The 19,430-nt window shown below is 54.2% G+C and carries 16 protein-coding genes and 1 tRNA gene; 8 read left to right on the top strand and 9 right to left on the bottom strand.

All coding sequences use genetic code 11. The features are described 5' to 3' along the window. Positions 1-9: 9 nt before the first annotated feature. Complete coding sequence (locus tag FH755_RS03650) at positions 10-3,015, bottom strand: EAL domain-containing protein (protein ID WP_292438767.1); 3,006 nt, start codon at positions 3,013-3,015, stop codon at positions 10-12. Positions 3,016-3,368: 353 nt separating this feature from the next. On the opposite strand from FH755_RS03650, the gene FH755_RS03645 reads away from it, so the two are divergent. The 4 genes from FH755_RS03645 (at position 3,369) to FH755_RS03630 (ending at position 6,678) form a co-directional block, all read left to right on the top strand. After that, a complete protein-coding gene (locus FH755_RS03645) occupies positions 3,369-4,631 on the top strand; it encodes an MgtC/SapB family protein (RefSeq protein WP_292438765.1) in 1,263 nt (420 codons plus the stop codon). 43 nt (positions 4,632-4,674) lie between these two features. Next, entirely contained in the window at positions 4,675-5,532 is an 858-nt protein-coding gene (gene lepB, locus FH755_RS03640) for a signal peptidase I (RefSeq protein WP_292438763.1), read from the top strand. Then, positions 5,533-5,889, top strand: coding sequence for a hypothetical protein (locus FH755_RS03635; protein WP_292438761.1), 357 nt, complete (start codon positions 5,533-5,535; stop codon positions 5,887-5,889). It abuts the gene before it with no gap. 114 nt (positions 5,890-6,003) lie between these two features. Next, positions 6,004-6,678: a peroxiredoxin gene (locus FH755_RS03630; protein WP_292438759.1), complete on the top strand. Its 675-nt coding sequence runs from the start codon at positions 6,004-6,006 to the stop codon at positions 6,676-6,678. Here the strand turns inward: FH755_RS03630 and FH755_RS03625 are convergent. Beyond that, positions 6,665-7,978: a DEAD/DEAH box helicase gene (locus tag FH755_RS03625; protein ID WP_292438757.1), complete on the bottom strand. Its 1,314-nt coding sequence runs from the start codon at positions 7,976-7,978 to the stop codon at positions 6,665-6,667. The two genes, FH755_RS03630 and FH755_RS03625, sit on opposite strands and share 14 nt — an antisense overlap. A gap of 276 nt (positions 7,979-8,254) precedes the next feature. Between FH755_RS03625 and FH755_RS03620 the strand changes: the two genes are divergently transcribed. From FH755_RS03620 to FH755_RS03605, 4 genes are all read left to right on the top strand, one after another. After that, positions 8,255-9,010, top strand: a complete 756-nt coding sequence (locus FH755_RS03620) for a plastocyanin/azurin family copper-binding protein (protein ID WP_292438754.1) — start codon at positions 8,255-8,257, stop codon at positions 9,008-9,010. A gap of 69 nt (positions 9,011-9,079) precedes the next feature. Beyond that, positions 9,080-10,831, top strand: a complete 1,752-nt coding sequence (ycaO, locus tag FH755_RS03615) for a 30S ribosomal protein S12 methylthiotransferase accessory factor YcaO (RefSeq protein ID WP_292438752.1) — start codon at positions 9,080-9,082, stop codon at positions 10,829-10,831. A 109-nt stretch (positions 10,832-10,940) separates the two neighbouring features. After that, positions 10,941-11,017, top strand: a tRNA-Asp gene (locus FH755_RS03610). A gap of 109 nt (positions 11,018-11,126) precedes the next feature. Continuing rightward, entirely contained in the window at positions 11,127-14,747 is a 3,621-nt protein-coding gene (locus FH755_RS03605; protein ID WP_292438750.1) for a hydantoinase B/oxoprolinase family protein, read from the top strand. Here FH755_RS03605 and FH755_RS03600 read toward each other — a convergent pair. From FH755_RS03600 to FH755_RS03570, 7 genes are read right to left on the bottom strand one after another with little or no spacing between them, the layout of a single operon-like run. Beyond that, entirely contained in the window at positions 14,744-15,493 is a 750-nt protein-coding gene (locus FH755_RS03600; RefSeq protein ID WP_292438748.1) for an HAD family hydrolase, read from the bottom strand. The two genes, FH755_RS03605 and FH755_RS03600, sit on opposite strands and share 4 nt — an antisense overlap. Then, on the bottom strand, positions 15,483-15,671 hold the full coding sequence (locus FH755_RS03595; protein ID WP_292438746.1) for a DUF3012 domain-containing protein: 189 nt from the start codon (positions 15,669-15,671) through the stop codon (positions 15,483-15,485). The genes FH755_RS03600 and FH755_RS03595 overlap by 11 nt, the downstream gene beginning before the upstream one ends. A 12-nt stretch (positions 15,672-15,683) precedes the next feature. Next, a complete protein-coding gene (locus FH755_RS03590) occupies positions 15,684-16,961 on the bottom strand; it encodes a dihydroorotase (RefSeq protein ID WP_292438744.1) in 1,278 nt (425 codons plus the stop codon). Further along, the gene (locus FH755_RS03585; protein ID WP_292438743.1) at positions 16,958-17,932 is read right to left on the bottom strand and encodes an aspartate carbamoyltransferase catalytic subunit; all 975 of its coding nucleotides are present in this window, start codon (positions 17,930-17,932) and stop codon (positions 16,958-16,960) included. Before FH755_RS03585 ends, FH755_RS03590 begins: the two co-directional genes overlap by 4 nt. Beyond that, the gene (gene pyrR, locus FH755_RS03580; RefSeq protein WP_292438742.1) at positions 17,922-18,452 is read right to left on the bottom strand and encodes a bifunctional pyr operon transcriptional regulator/uracil phosphoribosyltransferase PyrR; all 531 of its coding nucleotides are present in this window, start codon (positions 18,450-18,452) and stop codon (positions 17,922-17,924) included. The genes FH755_RS03585 and pyrR overlap by 11 nt, the downstream gene beginning before the upstream one ends. Further along, positions 18,449-18,868 carry a Holliday junction resolvase RuvX gene (gene ruvX / locus FH755_RS03575; protein ID WP_292438739.1) on the bottom strand — a complete coding sequence of 140 codons (420 nt, stop codon included), beginning with the start codon at positions 18,866-18,868 and terminating at the stop codon, positions 18,449-18,451. Before ruvX ends, pyrR begins: the two co-directional genes overlap by 4 nt. Next, positions 18,865-19,425, bottom strand: coding sequence for a YqgE/AlgH family protein (locus tag FH755_RS03570; RefSeq protein WP_292438737.1), 561 nt, complete (start codon positions 19,423-19,425; stop codon positions 18,865-18,867). The genes ruvX and FH755_RS03570 overlap by 4 nt, the downstream gene beginning before the upstream one ends. Positions 19,426-19,430: the final 5 nt, after the last annotated feature.

Genomic DNA, 19,430 nt, shown 5'->3' with positions numbered 1-19,430 from the left:
TGAAAGGCTCTATTTCAGTGGGGGCCGGGCTAAGGCGCAATGATTTGTTACGGCGTCAGCGGACATCGGTCTGGCGAACAGGTAACCCTGAATTTCATCACAACCCAGTGCCCGCAGAAAGGCTTGTTGTGCGCTGGTTTCCACGCCCTCGGCGACCACCTTGAGACGTAACTGTCGTGCCAGTACGATCGTGGTCTGCACTATCGCCATATCATCGCTGTCATCAGCGATGCCTTCGACAAAGGAACGGTCAATTTTCATCCGATCCAATGGAAAGCGTTTGAGGTAAGCCAGGCTGGAATAACCGGTGCCAAAATCATCCAGCGCCAGGCCGATACCCATTTCATGCAGTGCATTGAGCCTGATGATCGCCTGTTCGGGGTTGTTCATGGTGCTGGACTCGGTGATTTCCAGTTCCAGCAGTTGTGGCGGACAGCCGGTCTTGTCAAGTATCTGCCGTAAAGTCGCCGGCAAGCCGGGTTGTTCAAGCTGACGCCGTGACAGGTTGACCGAGATCCGGAAATCAGCCATCCCGGCTTCTTGCCAGAGCCGGGCCTGAAGACAGGCTGTGGTCAAGACCCATTCGCCAATGGGAATAATCAGCCCGGTTTCTTCCGCAATAGGAATGAAATCATCGGGGCAAATCAGGCCGTGCTGAGGATGCTGCCAGCGCAGCAGCGCTTCGGCACCGCTGCAACGACCCGATTCCAGGTTCATCAGCGGTTGATATTCCAGAAACAGCTGGTTCCTATCTATCGCTGAACGCAGATCATTTTCCAGGTGCAGCCGGGCACGTACAGTGCTATCGAGTTCCGGGCTGAAAAAGCGGAAAGTACTGCGGCCCTGTTCCTTGGCAAGATACAGTGCGCTGTCGGCATATTTAATCAATGCTTCAGCGTTATCCGCATCACGAGGATAGATACTGATACCGATACTGGCACTGACATGCAGTTCATAGTCAGCCACAAGAAAGGGAGCGGTGAGCGATGCGAGAATCTTTTCGGCAACATGGCCGACATCTTCCAGTGAATTCAGCTCCGGCAGCAATATCAGGAATTCATCGCCACCAACCCGCCCCACGGTATCTTCATCCCGTAATGTTGCCATCAGTCGTTTCGCGGTTTGTTGCAGCAGTGAATCGCCCGCCGGGTGGCCCAGTGTGTCATTGATGGTTTTGAAGCGATCCAGATCGAGAAACAGTACAGCCAGAATATCCTGATGCCGGTCGGCCTGGGCAGTGCCATGCTCCAGACGATCCATCACCAGTGCCCGGTTTGGCAGCCCGGTCAGGGCGTCATGATAGGCGAGGTATTGTATGTGCGCTTCCTGCTCCTTACGGTCGGTAATGTCCTGTGCGATGCCGGCAATACGATAGGGCTTGCCGGCTTCGTCCCGGATCGGAAAAGCACGATCATGGATGTGACGTACACCGCCGTCAGGTCGGGTAATCCGATATTCAATGTCATAATCGCCGCTTATCTGTTGATGAAAAGCAGACCAGGTGACTCTGTCACGGTCGTCAGGGTGGATACATTCCAGCCATTGTGTGGGCGACTTGTAGAGGCTTTCTCTGCTCAGTCCCCAAATGGCCTCATAGGCTGGACTGACGTAGAGCACCTGTTGTTTGGGAACGTCCGTCAGCCAGAAAACTTCTTCAATATTTTCCGCCATCTGGCGGAACCGTTCTTCCTGTTCACGCAGGGCCCGTTCAGTATTGCGTTGTGCTTGTTCGGCCTGTTTTCGTTCACTGATGTCACGCACCAGCGCCAGGTTGTAACCCTTATGGTTGTACTCAAAATAATTGGCATTGATTTCAACCGGTATCAGCTTGCCGGTTTTGCTGAGATGACTACTTTCCAGAGTGATCGACTGTTCCTGTTTGAGTTTCTGCCAATGCGCCTGCCAGCGTGAAAACGGGCAATTGGGATCGACATCCGGTACACGCATCTTGTGCAGCAATTCATCACGCTGGTAGCCCAACTGGCGACAGACTTCGTCATTGATGTAGCGAAAATGCGCGTCTTCACTCATCAGATAGACACTCTCACCGACACGGTTGATGGCAAAGCTCAGTAGGGCGATTTCATCTTCAGTCTTTTTGTATTGATCGATGTTTTCAATCTGCGACACAAAGTACAGAGGCTGATCGCTGTCATCACGGACAATGCTGGTGGTGAGTTTAGCCCATAGATAGTGTCCCTGACGGTGACGGTAGCGCTTTTCCAGCTGTATAAATGGGAGCTCACCGGTGATAAGCCGCTGCAGATCCTCGCGACCCTTGATGAGGTCATCCGGGTGAGTCAGTTCCTGGAAAGTTAATTGCCGTAGTTGCGCTTCGTCATAACCCAGCATGGTGCAAATTACCTGATTGGCACGTAGCCAGCGGCCCTCAATGCTGAGTATACCCATACCGATACCGGCGAATTCGAAGGCATGGCGGAAACGTTCTTCGCTATCCCGAAGTTCGCGGGTAACCAGCAGCGTGTTGAGACCTTCCGCCACACGGCTGCCAATCTCATTGAAAAGACGCTGTTCGTCATCGCTCCAGTTTCTGTGGTAGGCGCACTGATGCAAGCCGAACAACCAGGGTTTGCCGGTTTTTGGTGCGACTGTGAGGCCGAGAAAGCTTGCAACCTCGTCATTGGTGACAGTGCCCGTGGTTTGATTGATATCAATGCCGGGGCTGGACGTGAACGGTCCGGAGTCGTTGAGACATTGCCGGATGATTTCGGCGATGGGCGGCTGCATGGGGTGATCCACGCCGGTAGGAAGCGCGAGAGGATAGTCCGGGTTGGCACAGGCCACCGGTATTTGCCAGTATTCGGCTGACGGGTCACAGGGGTAGAGCAGCCAGGCACGATCACAGTCGAACACTGCCAGCATTTCTGCCAGCAAGGATTGCATCATCTGCTCAAGATTATCTGCCCGCTGAATGATCAGATTGACCCGGTCAAGGCATTCCAGAAACTGTAAATACTTTTGTTCGGGGCTGGTATTACGAGTCGGTTGTTTCATACTCCTGAATTTCCAGTTTTTGTGCCGACTCTTCAACATGCCTGTAAATCAGAATTGGCTGATCGGATTTAACCCCCGAATATTAATACACAACGTGCATGGTGTAATGTATTTATCGACACGGTACTGTCGTGATTAAATTATTTGTTTATAAAAGCAGTCAATTAAAGACCGGTTTAAAATCAAACCATGCTGCAGCTGGATTATGAGCGGTATCTGAAGCTTGTGTGGCGCGATTCGGCCGGTAGTCTCTTGAAGAACAGAGCCATCTCGCCGCAGCGGCGATCGAATAACGGCTCGTTGGCACAATAGCACTGTTGATTAAGTGGTGACAGACAAAGGAGTGGGCGATCATGACCCCTGAGATTGAGAGCCTGTATTACCTGCTGGTGGCACTGGCCATCGGTTTGATGATCGGTGTTGAACGAGGCTGGCAGGAACGTGACAGTGTAGAAGGTCAGCGCATCGCCGGTGTCCGCACCTATGGCCTGATAGGCTTGCTCGGCGGGGTATTCGGCATGCTGGCCGAGATCTTCGGCCCGCTGGTACTGGGGCTGGGCTTTATGGCCCTCAGTCTGGTGGTCGGTTCCATCTTCCTGCTTAAGCAACGCCAGGAACGAGAGTGGGGCATTACCAGTCTGGTGGCCGCCCTGTTGGTGTTTGTGCTGGCAGCCTTGGCCACGTCCGGTGAGATCATCCAGGCCTCGGCCGCGGCGGTGGTGACGGTGCTGCTGCTCAGTTACAAGCCGCAGTTGCACGGGCTAGTCAGCAAGCTGCAACTGGAAGAACTGCGTGCCGGCATTAAACTGTTGCTGATATCGGTCGTGATGCTGCCGGTGTTACCCGATCAGGGCTTTGGTCCCTGGGAGGCGCTCAATCCTTATCGAATCTGGATGATGGTCGTCGTGATCGCGACGATTTCCTTTGTCGGTTATTTTGCCATCAAAATCGGTGGTGCTCACCGCGGGATTCTGTTTACCGGCCTGTTTGGTGGTCTGGCTTCTTCAACGGCGGTGACCCTGCATCTATCAAGACTGGGGAAACAGAACCGGGATGTGGTGCCGGTGGCCTCCAGCGGCGTGCTGATTGCCTGCGGCACGATGTATGTCAGGATGCTGATTGTGGTCGGCGTATTGGCACCATCACTGCTCAGTCACTTATGGCCACCGGTCGTGCTGATGGCGCTGGTGACTTATCTGCCATTATTACTGTACCGCCATGGAAAAGCCTCAACCTCGCTCGGTACGTCGTCCACCTTGCAAAATCCGCTGGAATTGAAAACCGCTCTGACCTTCGGTGCTATCCTGACCGCAGTGATGCTGCTCAGTGTCGTGCTTCGCGAAACCTATGGTGAAGCGGGTCTGATGACACTGGCAGCGGTGTCAGGAATGGCCGATGTCGATGCGATGATGCTGTCTTTGATCGGCATGGCCGATAATGATCTGGCGATCCGGCTGTTTGTGATGGGCTGCGTCATTGCGGCCGGGGTTAACAGCCTGGTCAAAGCGCTGATGTGCGGCCTGATTGGGGGCCGGGAATTAGGAATTAAGGCGGCGCTGCCTTTGTCACTGGCCGGTATAGCGGGCATGCTGGCAGCCTGGCTGTGGTACTGGTAAAGATCGACGAAAAGGTTTCGTCGCGGCACAGGGAGAATCGCGAATGCAGGATCTCAGTGTGAAACATCGTTCCCCGTCACTGGCGGCGGGGATTAATTTGCTGGCACCGGGGCTGGGCCTGTACTACCTGGGGCAAGCACGTGAGGCCTGGCTGTTCATGGGGCTGGTGATATTGCCCTGGTTTATTTTGTTACTGTTCCCCTGGCGGATGAGTACGCCATTTCCCGTGATTATTCTGCCTTTACTGTCGCTGGCTTTATGGCTGATGGTGATGCGGATGAGCTGGCAGCGTGCCCGTGATCTCAGTCCGATGATTCAGCGCCAGCAGCAACGCTGGCAAAATTACAGCCTGTTCTGGCTGGCTTTTTCGGGACTCAGCCTGTTGTGGCTGGCCTTGGTGCTGAGCTTGAAATTCCAGCTGACACTGCATCAGGTCGCTGATAACAGTATGGCTGGCACGCTCAACAAGTATGACTGGGTGGTGATTGCCACCGATAAGCGTCAGCCCGGACAGGTTCAGCGTGGTGATGTCGTGCTGTTGATTCACCCTGAAACCAACCGCGAAGTTCTGCAACGGGTGGTGGCGCTGCCGGGTGAGCGCGTGACCGTACATGGTGGCGGCCTGTTTATAGATGGGTACTGGCAGGCGGAATATTACGTTGATGATCTGCGTAATCAGCAGCGTATTCCTGAGGGGGTGGTCGAAACCACGGTGCCGGAAGATCAGCTGTTTGTGCTGGCAGATAACCGTGATTACAGTCGAGACAGTCGCTACTGGGGCGCTTTGCCTACCGACCGGATACTGGGTAAACAGGTTTACCGTGTGGGGGAGGCGCTATTCACTCTCGAGGAACTGAACGATTTTGTACAGAGTCTGAGCTGGAAATTTGCCGGAGACTGAATGATGTACAAAAACTACCTGCCACTCAGTATCTTATTGCTGGGGGTAAGTGCCGGATCCGTTTTGGCCGAACAACAGGACAATTATCACCATTGCCTGTTTGATGATACCAATCAAAGCAAAGCCGAACAGGCCGGACAGACCCTCGCCATCTACTGTGCTTCCCGTCATTTTGATACGGCGCCTACCGCTTTTCAGGCCCAGGTGCTGCTGCAGGATCTGGAGGGGATGAAGCAGCGTGATCCGAAGTTTCGCGAGTTTTACGATACGGTCAGAAAAAGCAGCGGCAACGACATTTACACCGATAGGCAGATCGTTTTGATGTATATCGACAAACGCGAAGTCAACAAGGATTAAAACGCTTTGTCGGGGCTTAGATAAAAAAGCTGTCTGCCACCGAATTTAGCGTTATCATTAAGCTGATGAAATGCTGAATTTTTCAGCCTGCTGAGTTAATCAAAGGAGGCGGATATGTCACTGAGAATTAACGATACAGCGCCGGACTTTATTGCCCAGACCACGCATGGCAAGATTCAGTTTCACGACTGGCTTGGCAACAGCTGGGGCATCCTCTTTTCCCATCCGAAAGATTTTACCCCGGTGTGCACCACAGAGCTGGGTTATATGGCAGGGCTTGCCGAGGCATTTGCAGCACGCGACTGCAAGGTTATCGGCCTCAGTGTTGATGCGGTAGAGGACCACAAATTGTGGCAGCGGGATATCGAAGAGACCCAGGGCCATAAGATCACCTACCCCATCATTGCCGATAACGATCTGGCCGTGGCCAAACGCTATAACATGCTGCCAGCGGAAGAGCCGGGCAGTGCACAGGGGCGAACCGCGGTAAACAACGCCACGGTAAGGTCGGTATTTATTATCGCGCCGGACAAGACAATCAGGATGATGCTGACCTATCCGATGACCACCGGCCGCAATTTTGATGAAATCCTGCGGGTACTGGACTCAATTCAGTTAACGTCAGAATTCAAGGTGGCGACCCCGGTCAACTGGCAGCTGGGTGATGATGTAATTATCGCTCCCAGCGTGACTGATGAAGAAGCCAGCCTGATGTTTCCGGCCGGCTTCAAAACAGTCAAACCTTACCTGCGCACGACCCGTCAGCCGCGGCACACTAAGCGGATTTAGTGCGGCTGCGGCGGGAACGACGCCCCGCTGCGGCCTGAGGCGGACGGCGGCGTTTTTGTGCGTGGGCGGTTTCACTGCGTTGACCATCTCGGTGTTCCGGTCGCGGCTTTTTGGGGCGGCGTGGACGCTGTTGGGCGGCAGTCACAGGCCGTGATACCGGGACTTCATGAACCGGCTCGAAATCATCGATATATTCCCGATCCAGGTTTTTTCCAATCAGCCGTTCAATCGCGAACAGCTGTTCAGCCTCATCAGCGCTGACCAGCGAAATCGCTTCACCGCTGGCACCGGCGCGACCGGTACGCCCGATCCGGTGAACATAGTCCTCGGCGACATTAGGTAAATCCACATTGATAACATGCGGTAACTGATCAATATCCAGACCGCGGGCGGCAATGTCGGTTGCGACCAGTACCTGCACCTGACCGGCCTTGAACTCGGACAATGCCCGGGTCCGGGCGGCCTGACTTTTGTTGCCATGAATCGCTGCGGCTTTGAGGCCGGCACTGTCGAGATGTTTGGTCAGCTTGTTGGCACCATGTTTGGTACGCGAAAAAACCAGTACCTGAAACCAGTTATTGTCCCGAATGAGCTGACTTAACAGTGCCGGCTTCTGTTTTTTGTCCACCGGCACCATCCACTGCTTGACGTTGGTCGCGGTACTGTTAGCCGGTGACACCGAGATTTCCACCGGGTTGTGTACCAGCTGTTTGGCCAGATTACGGATGTCGTTGGAGAACGTGGCCGAAAACAACAGGTTCTGCCGTTTTTTAGGTAGCAGGGCGATAATTTTGCGGATGTCATGAATAAAGCCCATATCCAGCATGCGATCGGCTTCATCCAGTACCAGGACGTCCAGGTGGTCAAAGCGGACCGCATTTTGCTGGTACAAATCCATTAAGCGGCCGGGCGTGGCAACCAGCACATCGGCACCCTGCCGCAGCTTCATCATTTGCGGATTGATTTTGACGCCACCGAATACCACGGTTGAGCGCAGGCGCAGATGTTTGCCATAAGTCTTGATACTGTCAGCGACCTGGGCCGCGAGTTCGCGAGTCGGTGTCAGGATCAGGGCGCGGGCCTGGTTGGCCCCCGCCGGCTTGCCTGATGCAAGGCGATGCAGGATAGGTAAGGTAAAGCCGGCTGTTTTACCGGTACCGGTCTGGGCAGCGGCCATCACATCCTGACCGCTCATAATGGCAGGGATAGCCTGCGCCTGAATGGGTGTGGGTTGATCATAACCTTGTTCGGCAATGGCCCGAAGAATCGGATCGCTGAGACCGAGAGATGAAAATGTCATAAAAATACTCAAAAAATAAGCTCAATCCCGGCGCTGCTCAGCTTCGCAAAGCCGGCGCGAGCCTGTCGTGTTCAAAGCGCTGTATAGAGCAGCCTGAAACGAAATTAGGATTGTTGTTTGAAAACCGTGGCGAAACGCCGGGCAGGAACTGACAATGGATCTTTGTCGTCTGTTGCATAGTATGACAGAAAAGCGGGCAGAGTTTGATTTTATCTACACAAGCCTGTCACAGAGTGATGTTATGATGGGTTGGTATTCTTTAATTCAGGAGGGATTATGTATAAGAAAAATGCCATTACTGTCGCCGTGATACTGGCAATCGTCGCGATTTTTGTCGTCGTTCTGGTGACAACGGTGTTTGTTGATGATAGCGAGGAACGCTACGGCAAAGTGCCTGCACCGCAAACTGAAGCTGATATCGCGGAACAAAGTGCGGTGGCGCCGGCCTCTGTTAAGGATGAAACGACCCAGCCTCTGGAACAGAATGAAGTGGGTGGTCTGAACGAGACCACAACAGAACACATGGAAGATGCCAAGGAATCAGTTCCTGAAACGGTTGTTGATGAAGTTGCTGAGACGGGTACCGAGTTCGAGTCACTGGAAAATGCTCCCGCCACGCCCGCTCAGGCTGAAGAAGTGTTGCCTGAAGAAGATGATGCAGCTTCGGCTGAAGGCGGCGAAATACATATCGTTAAAGCAGTCGGTCTGAAATATGATCCGCTGGTGGTGACAATCCAGCCGGGCGATACCGTGGCCTGGGAAAATATGCCGACCCACGATACCCAATCGCTGGAAGGCCTGATCCCGGAAGGCGCTGAGGCCTGGCATTCAAAACTAGGTGAAAACTATGAGCGCACCTTCACCGTTGAAGGCATTTATGTCTACAAGTGCACACCGCATATCGGCGCCGGTATGGGTGGTGCGATTATTGTCGGTGAGCCGAAGAATCTGGAAGCCATCAAGGCGAAAGATGTCGGCGGTGCGGAAGGTCGCCTGGTGAGAAAAGCGATCGCTGCCGCAGAAGAAATGTAACTTATCTATCCACGACTGAAGCGCCCTCTGTCCGTTTGCCGGGCAGGGGGTTCTTTTTTTGGAATTACGATGACAGAAAAAACCTTTATCAAGGGCAAAGACCGGGATCTGGAAACCAGTATCGCCACCATGCAGCAGACGCTGAAAGATTTCGGCTTTGATGTTGAGGAGGCTTCCTGGCTGAATCCGGTCAGCCATGTTTATTCAGTCCATATCCGCGATAAAAGCTGCCCGTTGATGTTTACCAATGGTAAGGGCAGCAGTGCCAAGGCCTGCCTGGCCAGTGCGCTGGGTGAATATTTTGAGCGACTGAGCTGTAATTACTTCTTTGCCGACTTTTATCTCGGTGAACAGCATAGTCAGGCCGAGTTTGTGCATTATCCGGATGAGCGCTGGTTTCTCTCGGAAAACGGAGAGATGCCGGAGGGCCTGCTGGACCAGGAGCTGTGGGCACATTTTGATCCCAATCGCGAGCTCAGCCCGGAACATCTTATTGATACCAATTCCGGTAATACGGAGCGGGGGATTTGTGCTTTGCCCTATACCCGTGTCCGTGATGCCGCGGTGCGTTATTTTCCGGTTAATCTCATTGGCAATATCTATGTCAGTAACGGCATGTCAGCGGGGAACACCCGGCATGAAGCCCGGGTGCAGGGCCTGTCTGAAGTGTTCGAGCGCTACGTTAAAAACCGGATTATTGCCGAAGGACTTTGCCTGCCGGAAGTGCCGCAGGCGGTGATTGATCGCTTCCCTAAAATCAAGGCAGCACTCAACGAACTGGCTGGGCATGGCTATCAGCTGAAAGTGGCCGACGCGTCGCTGGGCGGACAGTTTCCGGTGATGAACGTGACCCTGATTAACCCGCGTGATGGTTCCGTCTTCGCTTCTTTCGGCGCCCACCCGAGTTTTGAAGTGGCGCTGGAGCGAACTGTGACCGAACTGCTGCAGGGACGGGGTCTGGATCAGCTGGATGTGTTTCACCCACCGACCTTTGATATGGATGAAGTGGCGTCACCAGCCAACCTGGAAATGCATTTTATCGATTCCAGTGGCTACATTTCCTATGACTTTTTCCGTGAGCAGCCGGATTATGACTTTGTCGACTGGGATCATGATGCCAGCACCCGTGACGAATTCAGCTGGCTGACGGGAATTATCCATGAGCTGGGCTTTGATATCTACATCGCCGATTACCAGCATCTGGAGGTTTATGCCTGCCGGATTCTGGTGCCGGGCATGTCGGATATCTATCCGGTTGATGAACTGGTCTGGGAAAACAACAACGAAGGGGCTTTATTCCGCGAGGCGCTGCTGTCACTCAAACAGGGTGATCGTGAAGACTGGCACGAATTACTGGTGGCACTGGAAGAGGGCGGTTACAACGATCATGCACCGGTGGCGCAGTTTATCGGTCTGGCACCTGATCCGGGTACCCTGTGGTCCAGCGTGCGGCTGGGTGAAATTAAGCTCATGCTGTGCCTGGCGCTCGAAGATGAACAGGCCTTGGAGTGGGTCGACTGGTGTTTGTCGCTGGGGCAGGGCGATGAAGCGCAGCAACGATTTTATCGTTGTCTGCGGGCGCTGCTGGATATCAAATGGCATACAGAACGGGATTATGCAGACTATCGTCGCGGCCTGTCGCAGATGTACGGTGAGCAAACCGTGGCCGAGGGTATAGAGATCGTCGAGGGTAGAACGGTGTTTCATGGCCTGCATAGCCCGGGTTTAAGCCTGCAAGGCTTTGATCGCCATAATGCTTTGCTGGCGGGGTATGAAAAGTTGCAGCGTGCCAAGCAGCGCTTCTGGCAAAAGGTCGATTAGAAAATCTGAAATTTTTTTCAGGAAACACTAACACCTTTTAAAATTTTGCTGTATATTTGCACGCTTCTTCTCGCAACTGGCTTGTTCAAGCCGGTGAAAAGAAAAATGTGGAGCGGTAGTTCAGTTGGTTAGAATACCGGCCTGTCACGCCGGGGGTCGCGGGTTCGAGTCCCGTCCGCTCCGCCACTTTTCTTTTAAATTTCCCAGTCAAAGTTTTCCTTCCCGGTCTGATGCTCTGTTATAAGCTCAGCTTTTTCAGACGCTATAATCCGGCTTTTTGTTTTATCCTTGTGATATGACTGCATCATCAAAGCAACAATGGCAATTCTGGATCGATCGCGGCGGCACTTTTACCGATATTGTTGCGCGTAAACCGGATGGCACGCTGATAGCGCATAAACTCCTGTCAGACAATCCGGAGCAATACAGCGACGCCGCTGTGGCCGGCATTCGATATTTTCTCGGTCTCAGCGAAGATGCATTGATCCCGGCTGATCAGGTCAGCGCGGTCAAGATGGGCACCACAGTGGCGACCAATGCCTTGCTGGAACGCAAGGGCGAAAAGACCGTGCTGCTCACCACCCGTGGTTTTCGCGATGCGCTTCAGATCGGCTACCAGAACCGTCCCCGTCTGTTTGACCGGCATATCCGTCAGCCCGAGTTGCTGTATCAGTCCGTTATCGAAGTGGATGAACGTGTCAGCCAGGATGGTGAGGTGCTGACGCCACTGGATAAGCAGAGCCTTAAAACGTCACTGCAGGACTGTTATCAGCAGGGTTTTCGCAGCCTTGCCATTGTTTTTCTGCATGGTTATCGTTTCCAAGCGCATGAGCAACAGACCCGCGAGCTGGCCGAGGCTATCGGCTTCAGCCAGATCAGCTGTTCGCACGAAGTCAGCCCGATGATTAAATTCGTCAGCCGCGGTGATACCGCGGTGGTTGATGCCTACCTGTCACCGATTCTGCGTCGTTATGTTGATCAGGTATCGAGTCAGATGCCCGGTGTGCCGCTGTACTTCATGCAGTCTTCGGGGGGGCTGACCGATGCCCGCCAGTTTCAGGGCAAGGACGCGATTTTATCGGGTCCGGCGGGCGGTATCGTAGGCATGGCCCGTACTGCCGAACTGGCCGGTTTTGATCAGATCATCGGTTTTGATATGGGTGGTACCTCGACCGATGTGTCACATTACGCCGGTGAGTTTGAGCGCGAGTTTGATACCCAGGTCGCCGGGGTGAGGATGCGGGCTCCGATGATGCGTATTCACACAGTGGCGGCGGGGGGCGGTTCGATTCTGCAGTATGACGGTGCCCGTTTCCGGGTGGGTCCGGAAAGTGCGGGTGCCAATCCGGGACCGGCCTGTTACCGGCGCGGTGGCCCTTTGACCGTGACCGACGCCAATCTGATGGTGGGCAAAATCCAGCCTGATTTCTTCCCCCAGGTGTTTGGTCCTGATGCCAATCAGCCACTAGATAAGACGATGGTGGAGCAAGCCTTTGCTGAGCTTGCGGACCAGACCGGCCTTGAGCCTGAACAAGTCGCTGAAGGCTTTATCCGCATTGCGGTGCAGCAAATGGCCAATGCGATTAAAAAGATTTCGGTTGCGCGCGGTTATGATGTCACCCGCTATCTGATGCAATGCTTCGGCGGCGCCGGCGCCCAGCATGCTTGCCTGGTGGCGGAAGCGCTGGGCATGAAACAAATCCTGATTCACCCATTTGCCGGTGTGCTCAGCGCCTATGGCATGGGACTCGCCGATCAGAGCCTGATCCGGGAAAAAAGCATCGACTGTGCGCTGAATGAAGCCGGCCTGACGGCAATTAATTCCGAGCTGGACGCCCTCAGCGCTCAGGCGCAGCAGGATCTGAGCAAGCAATACGCAGAGACAGGCGATATGATCGTGCGTCAGCGGCTGCATGTTCGCTATGAGGGCAGTGATACCGTCATGATAGTGCCTGCCGGATCATTGCAGGAGATAAGAAAAGCTTTCAATGATGCCTATAAACAGCGGTTTTCTTTCCTGCAACCGGACAAAGCCCTGATAGTTGACGCGATATCAGTGGAAGCGCTGTTGCAGTCGACAGCGCCACAGGAACAGCTCACAGCGGCAGAACAGGGGCGGGATATACCGGTTACTGCAACGGTGCGCTTTTTCAGCAAGCAAGCCTGGCATCAGGCCGCGCTGATTGAACGCTCGCGATTGCAGGCCGGTGATGTGATTAACGGTCCTGCGATTCTGACCGAGAATAATGCCACCACCGTCATCGAACCCGGCTGGCAGGCCGAAGTCAGTGAGCGTCAGCATTTGCTACTGAGGCAGGCGCAGCGGCATGAAGCCAGCGGCAAGCGCAGTACCGAGGCCGATCCGGTGATGCTGGAAGTCTTTAATAATCTGTTTATGAATATTGCCGAGCAGATGGGCCTGCAACTGCAGAATACGGCCCTGTCGGTCAATATCAAGGAACGGCTCGATTTCTCCTGCGCCCTGTTTGATGCGTATGGCCAGCTGATTGCCAACGCACCGCATGTACCGGTACATCTGGGGTCGATGGGTGAAAGCATAAAGTCGGTGATCGAAGCCAATCGCGACACGATCGAAGCAGGAGATGTATTTTTACTGAACGATCCCTACCACGGCGGCACTCACCTGCCGGATATGACGGTGATTACACCGGTGTTTCTGGACGGCCACAACAAGCCGTTGTTCTATGTGGGCAGCCGTGGTCATCATGCCGATATCGGCGGCCTGACGCCCGGCTCGATCCCCCCCTTTTCCACACATATAGATGAAGAAGGTATCTGTATCAGCAATTTCAAGCTGGTATCGAACGGCGTGATGCGCGAACAGGCGCTGGTCGAATTATTACAGCAGGGCCCCTATCCAGCCCGTAATATTGAACAGAATCTGGCCGATTGCCGGGCCCAAATCGCCGCCAATGAAAAAGGGGTACAGGAGCTGCGCCGGCTCTGTCAGGATTACGGGGCTGATGTAGTGCAGGCCTATATGCAGCATGTGCAGGATAATGCTGAGCAGGCGGTAAGACAGGTCATTGATCAACTGCATGACGGTAATTTCAGCGTCAGTCTCGACAACGGCAGCCGGATTCAGGTCGCCATTCGGGTGAATAAACAACAATGCAGTGCAGAGATAGATTTTTCCGGCACCAGTAAGCAGCAGAATAATAATTTCAATGCTCCCAAAGCCGTCTCCATCGCCGCGGTATTGTATGTGTTCCGGACACTGGTTGAGGATGATATTCCACTAAACGCCGGCTGTCTGAAGCCATTGAGTTTGAAAATACCCGAAGGATCCATGCTGAACCCGGTATATCCGGCATCGGTGGTAGCCGGTAATGTCGAAACCTCAACCTGCATTACCAATGCGCTCTACGGGGCGCTGGGCGTGATGGCCGCAGCGCAGCCAACCATGAATAACCTGACTTTCGGTAATGCCCGCCACCAGTACTATGAAACCCTGGCCGGAGGCAGTGGCGCCGGCGGCATCTTTGATGATCTTGGTGAGCTGGTGGATGGTTTTGATGGCACGCCGGTGGTGCAGAGCCTGATGACCAATTCCAGGCTCACCGATCCTGAGGTATTGGAAAGCCGTTATCCGGTGCGCGTGATTAAGCACGAAATCCGTCGCGGTTCCGGCGGTCAGGGTCGCTGGCAGGGTGGTGACGGCGCTGTGCGCTGTCTGGCTTTTCTGGAGCCGGTCACCGTCAGTATTCTTTCCAATGGCCGTGAGTTTCCTGCTTTCGGTTTGCATGGCGGAGAGGCGGGACAGCGCGGCAGTAATCGACTTATCCGTGTCGATGGGAGGAGTGAAACCCTAGCTGCCTGTGATCAGGTGGAACTGGAAGCCGGCGATCAGATAGAAATCTGCACGCCGGGCGGCGGTGGTTTCGGCCAGCGCTAAAGCGACGGCATGTCGGCCAGGCTGATGATTCTGATGCGCTTGATACTGGCTGCGCTGTCGCGATCTTCTGCGGTGTTGTAACCCCAGTCAGCCAGGAACAGTTTGACCCGATCCAGACGATCATCGGTGATGACGTTAATCAAGGTTGGCAGTCTGTCTTCGATAAACAGAATTTCGGCTTCAGGGTGCTCCAGGCTCAGGTCGGTCAGGATCTGCTGCTTACTCAGATTGCGGTCAAGCCCATAGATTCTGTCGAGTGGAAACTGAATAGCGTTGGCGCTGAGGATATGATCGACAAAACGTTCCTGCTTAGTTGTAATAATAAAGCTGTTATCGGTGTCGATCTGCTTTAATTTGTCAGCAATTCCGTCGAACAGCGGATTCATTGCAATCCAGCTGCTGAAGTCCTCCGCGATCCATTCGTCACGGGTCGCCCCGAAGACTTCCTTGAGCTCGTCGACATTCAGCGCATCGCGAATCAGTAATGCTTCAATCTGATGGTGAAAGGCTTCCATAAGCATGTCTGCAGGCATGCCTTCAAACAATAACCGCATTATCAGCGTCGCTTCATAACCGGTTTCCATCACCGGTCTGACAGTGCGGAACTGCGGCATTAACGCCGGCGGCATGGTCTCCGGCATATCTGACCAAAGTTTACGTGCCACCAGCCAGCCAGCGGTACCGGTTTCGACGGCGCTGTCGCAGATAACACCGTCAAAATCGAAAGCATAGATTTTATGATTCATCAGTTTTAAACAGGCAGTGTTTGGCGTAATCAGTGGCTTCGTTGGCGGTCCAGTCGCCTTTGGGTTTGGCTTCCATGTTCTGGCACCACTTGTCGCTGCCGACTTCAGGGCTGCAGGCGCTCAGTAACAGGCTTGTCAGGCCAATGGCTGACAGGCTCAGGAACCGGGAGTTCAGCATAAAATATCCTTTTTAATCACGTTCATAGACCAGCCGGCCATGGAACAGCGTATGACTGACCTGGTGGTTGAACAGCCAGCCGGCGAAGGGGCTGTTCTTACCTGCACTGACAAAATTCAGTGGCTGGCATTCAAACTCCGAGTCAGGATCGACCAGGCACACATCGGCAATGGCCCCGGTTTTAAGCTGACCGGCATCTATACCCAGTATATCTGCAGGGTTGCAGGTTAAAGCAGCAATCGCACGCTGTAATTCTATTTCATCATCTTCTACCAGTTTCAGAGTCAGTGACAGTAGGGTTTCCAGACCGGAGATGCCGGGCTGGGTTTCGGCAAAGGGCCCCAGCTTGTCATCGCGATCCAGTGGCTGGTGATGCGAGGAAATCGCGGCTATCACACCCTCCCTGACACCCTGTTGCAACTGCTCACGGTCACGGATACTGCGTAGCGGCGGTAAGACATGACTCAGTGAATCGTAGTTGCCCAGATCATGCTCGGATAAATGCAGGTGATGGGCACTGACATCAGCGGTGACCGGCAGGCCGCGGTTCTGTGCGTCACGAATCAATTTCACCGCTTTACCACAGGATAGATTATGAAAGTGAGCGCGCACTCCGGTTTCTTCAATCAGTATCAAATCGCGACTGACACCGATAGTTTCAGCACTTTCCGGAATGCCGCCCAGGCCCAGCCGTGAACTGACCGCACCCTGATGCACGCAGCCCTGTTTCGTCAGCCAGGGATCGGCGGCATTAAGAAACAGGGTCATGTCCATGGTGGCCGCGTAAGCCATCGCCCGCTGCAGAATTACGTTGTTCTTGATGGCGGACAGGCCATTACTGATACCGACACAGCCGGCGGCTTTCAGCCTAGCCATTTCCGCCAGTAATTCACCGCCAAGGTTCTGGGTCATGGCGCCGATGCTCAGCACCATCGTGCGGCCGGCTTTCTTAGCGCGATCCTCAATCAGTTCTACTACGGCGGGGTTGTCAATTACCGGGTCAGTATCGGGCGGTACACAGACGGTCGTGACACCACCTGCAGCAGCAGCGGCGGTTTCAGTTTGAATGGTGGCCGTATGCTCCTGGCCGGGTTCTCGCAGCCGCACACTCAGATCAACCAGGCCCGGAATGACCAGCAACCCGGTGGCATCGATAACCCGATCGGCGCTGAAGTCATCAAGATAGTCACTGATAGCAACGATTTTGCCGTCACTGATATACACATCCTGACGGGCATCAAGCTGACTGGCCGGGTCGATTACTCGGCCATTTTTAATACGGATCTTCATGCAGGTATCTCGTGTTGTTCTGACTGAGCGCCCAGCGCCATCGACATCACTGCCATACGGATCGCGATGCCGTGAGTCACCTGTTCCAGAATGACCGACTGTGGGCCGTCGGCGACACTGGATGCGATTTCCACACCGCGGTTTATCGGCCCCGGATGCATGACGATGGCATCCGGTTTGGCGAGTTTCAGCTTGTCTTCGGTGAGACCGAAGCAGTGGAAGTATTCACGCGCGCTGGGCAGTAAAGCGCCCTGCATACGTTCCAGCTGCAGTCGCAGCATGATAACGACATCGGCACCCTCCAGACCGGTTTCCATATTGTGATAGACATGTACGCCGAGGGTCTGACAGTCGGAAGGCAACAGGGTTTTAGGGCCGATCACACGAATTTCACCGACCCCCAGTGTTGCCAGTGCCTGAATCTGAGAGCGGGCGACACGGGAATGCAGAATATCACCGACGATGGCAACGCGCAGGTTGTGAAACTCCTGCTTGTGGCGACGAATTGTGAACATATCAAGCATCGCCTGGGTCGGATGGGCATGACAGCCGTCACCGGCATTGATCACACTGACATCGGGAGCGACATGCTGCGCAATAAATTCAGCGGCGCCACTCTGATTATGACGCACCACAAACATATCGGTGTGCATCGATTCCAGGTTATGCAGGGTATCGAGCAGGCTCTCACCTTTCGAGGTTGCGGAGGTACTGATATTGAAATTCATCACGTCGGCCGACAGGCGTTTGGCAGCGAGTTCAAACGTCGAACGGGTACGGGTCGAATTTTCAAAAAACAGGTTGACGATGGTTTTGCCGCGCAGGATGGGGACTTTTTTTACCTGGCGATGGGTGATACCGGAAAACTGTTCGGCCCGATCCATGATCTCGGTCAGCAGAGGCTTTTTCAGTCCCTCGATAGTCAGGAAGTGGCGTAGCTGGCCGCTGTCGGTCAGTTGGTTATTCTTCATTCACCACTCCCTTGGTTCGGTATTCCAGTTGCAGTCCAGCGTTGTTAACCAGCTTGATTTGCTGGTCTTTGGACAGCTCAAGGGATTCACCGATGATATCGGGCTGTATCGGCAGTTCACGGCCATTACGTTCAATCAAAACGGCCAGCGTCACGCTGGCCGGCCGGCCGTAATCGAAGATTTCATTGAGGGCGGCACGGGTGGTACGGCCGCTGTGTAATACATCATCGACCAGCAGCAGGTGACGGCCATCGACACTGAACGGCAGGTCGGAAGGGGTGACCTGAGGGTGCATGCCGATGCGGGTGAAATCATCGCGATAGTAGGCGATATTCAGCGTGCCGATAGGTGCATCAAAGAAATCGGGCCCGAGAATCTCCTGCAGTGCTTTGGCTACCCAGACTCCGCCGGTGTGAATGCCGATCAAGAGCGGGTGGCGATCGCCGAGTCTGTCACCGATTTCTGCTGCCATGTTCTGCAGCAGTTCCTGTACCTGCGTTTGTGTGAGTGCGGTGGTCATTGTTGATTCAGCCATGATTGAAGGATGAGTTGTGCCGATATTTGATCAACGTCGCTGCGTTGACGCGAATCCATTTTACTGCGGATCCCCAGATGATCCAGTGCTTCATAAGTGCTGAGCCGCTCATCCTGCCATTCTACCGGCAGGTTGAAACGACCGTGCAGGCGATTGCCGAAGCGACGGGCTGCAGCGGTCATTGCCTGTTCGCTACCATCCATATTGAGCGGCAGCCCTACTACCAGCAGCCCGGGCTGCCATTCCTGCAGCAGTTTACCCAGTCGCTCCCAGTCGGGAATGCCGTCGCGGGCTTTGATGGCTGTCAGCGGATTGGCTGTCCGGGTCAGTTCTTGACCCACGGCAATGCCGATGTTTTTCATGCCGAAGTCAAAACCCAAAATCGTCCTGCTTGTTGTCATGCGTGGCCGCTGCTGTTGGACATCAGGTTTATGTCTATGCCCAGCAGCCCGGCTGCTGCCTGCCAGCGCTGTTCCGCGGGTGTCTCAAATAATAAGTCCTGATTGGCCGGGACTGTCAGCCAGCTGTTTTCAGCCAGTTCCTGTTCCAGCTGACCGGCGCCCCAGCCGGCATAGCCGAGCGTGACCAGCGCGTGTTGCGGGCCCTGGTCGGTGCCGATGGCCTCCAGAATATCGGTCGAGGTAGTCAGGAAAATTTTATCGGACAATTGCAGACTCGACTTCCAGCCAGCATCGGGCTTGTCATGTATCACCATACCCTGACCTTTCTGCACCGGACCGCCAAATAACACCGGCGTATCTTTGATGTAATCGCTGTTATTGTCGATTTTGAGGTGGGACAACAATTCTGCCAGCATCACTTTGGTGGGCCGGTTGATAATCAGGCCCATCGCCCCGTTCTGATCGTGCTCGCAAAGATAGACCACCGAGCGATAAAAGAAGGTATCGTTCAGCGCCGGCATCGCTACCAGAAAGTGATTTTGCAGATTTGATTCCATCTCGC

The organism is Methylophaga sp. (genome assembly GCF_009711715.1).
In the GTDB taxonomy this organism is placed as follows: domain Bacteria; phylum Pseudomonadota; class Gammaproteobacteria; order Nitrosococcales; family Methylophagaceae; genus Methylophaga.
The sequence above is the reverse complement of the archived record's forward strand: the minus strand, read 5'-3'. Positions and strand labels throughout refer to the sequence as shown.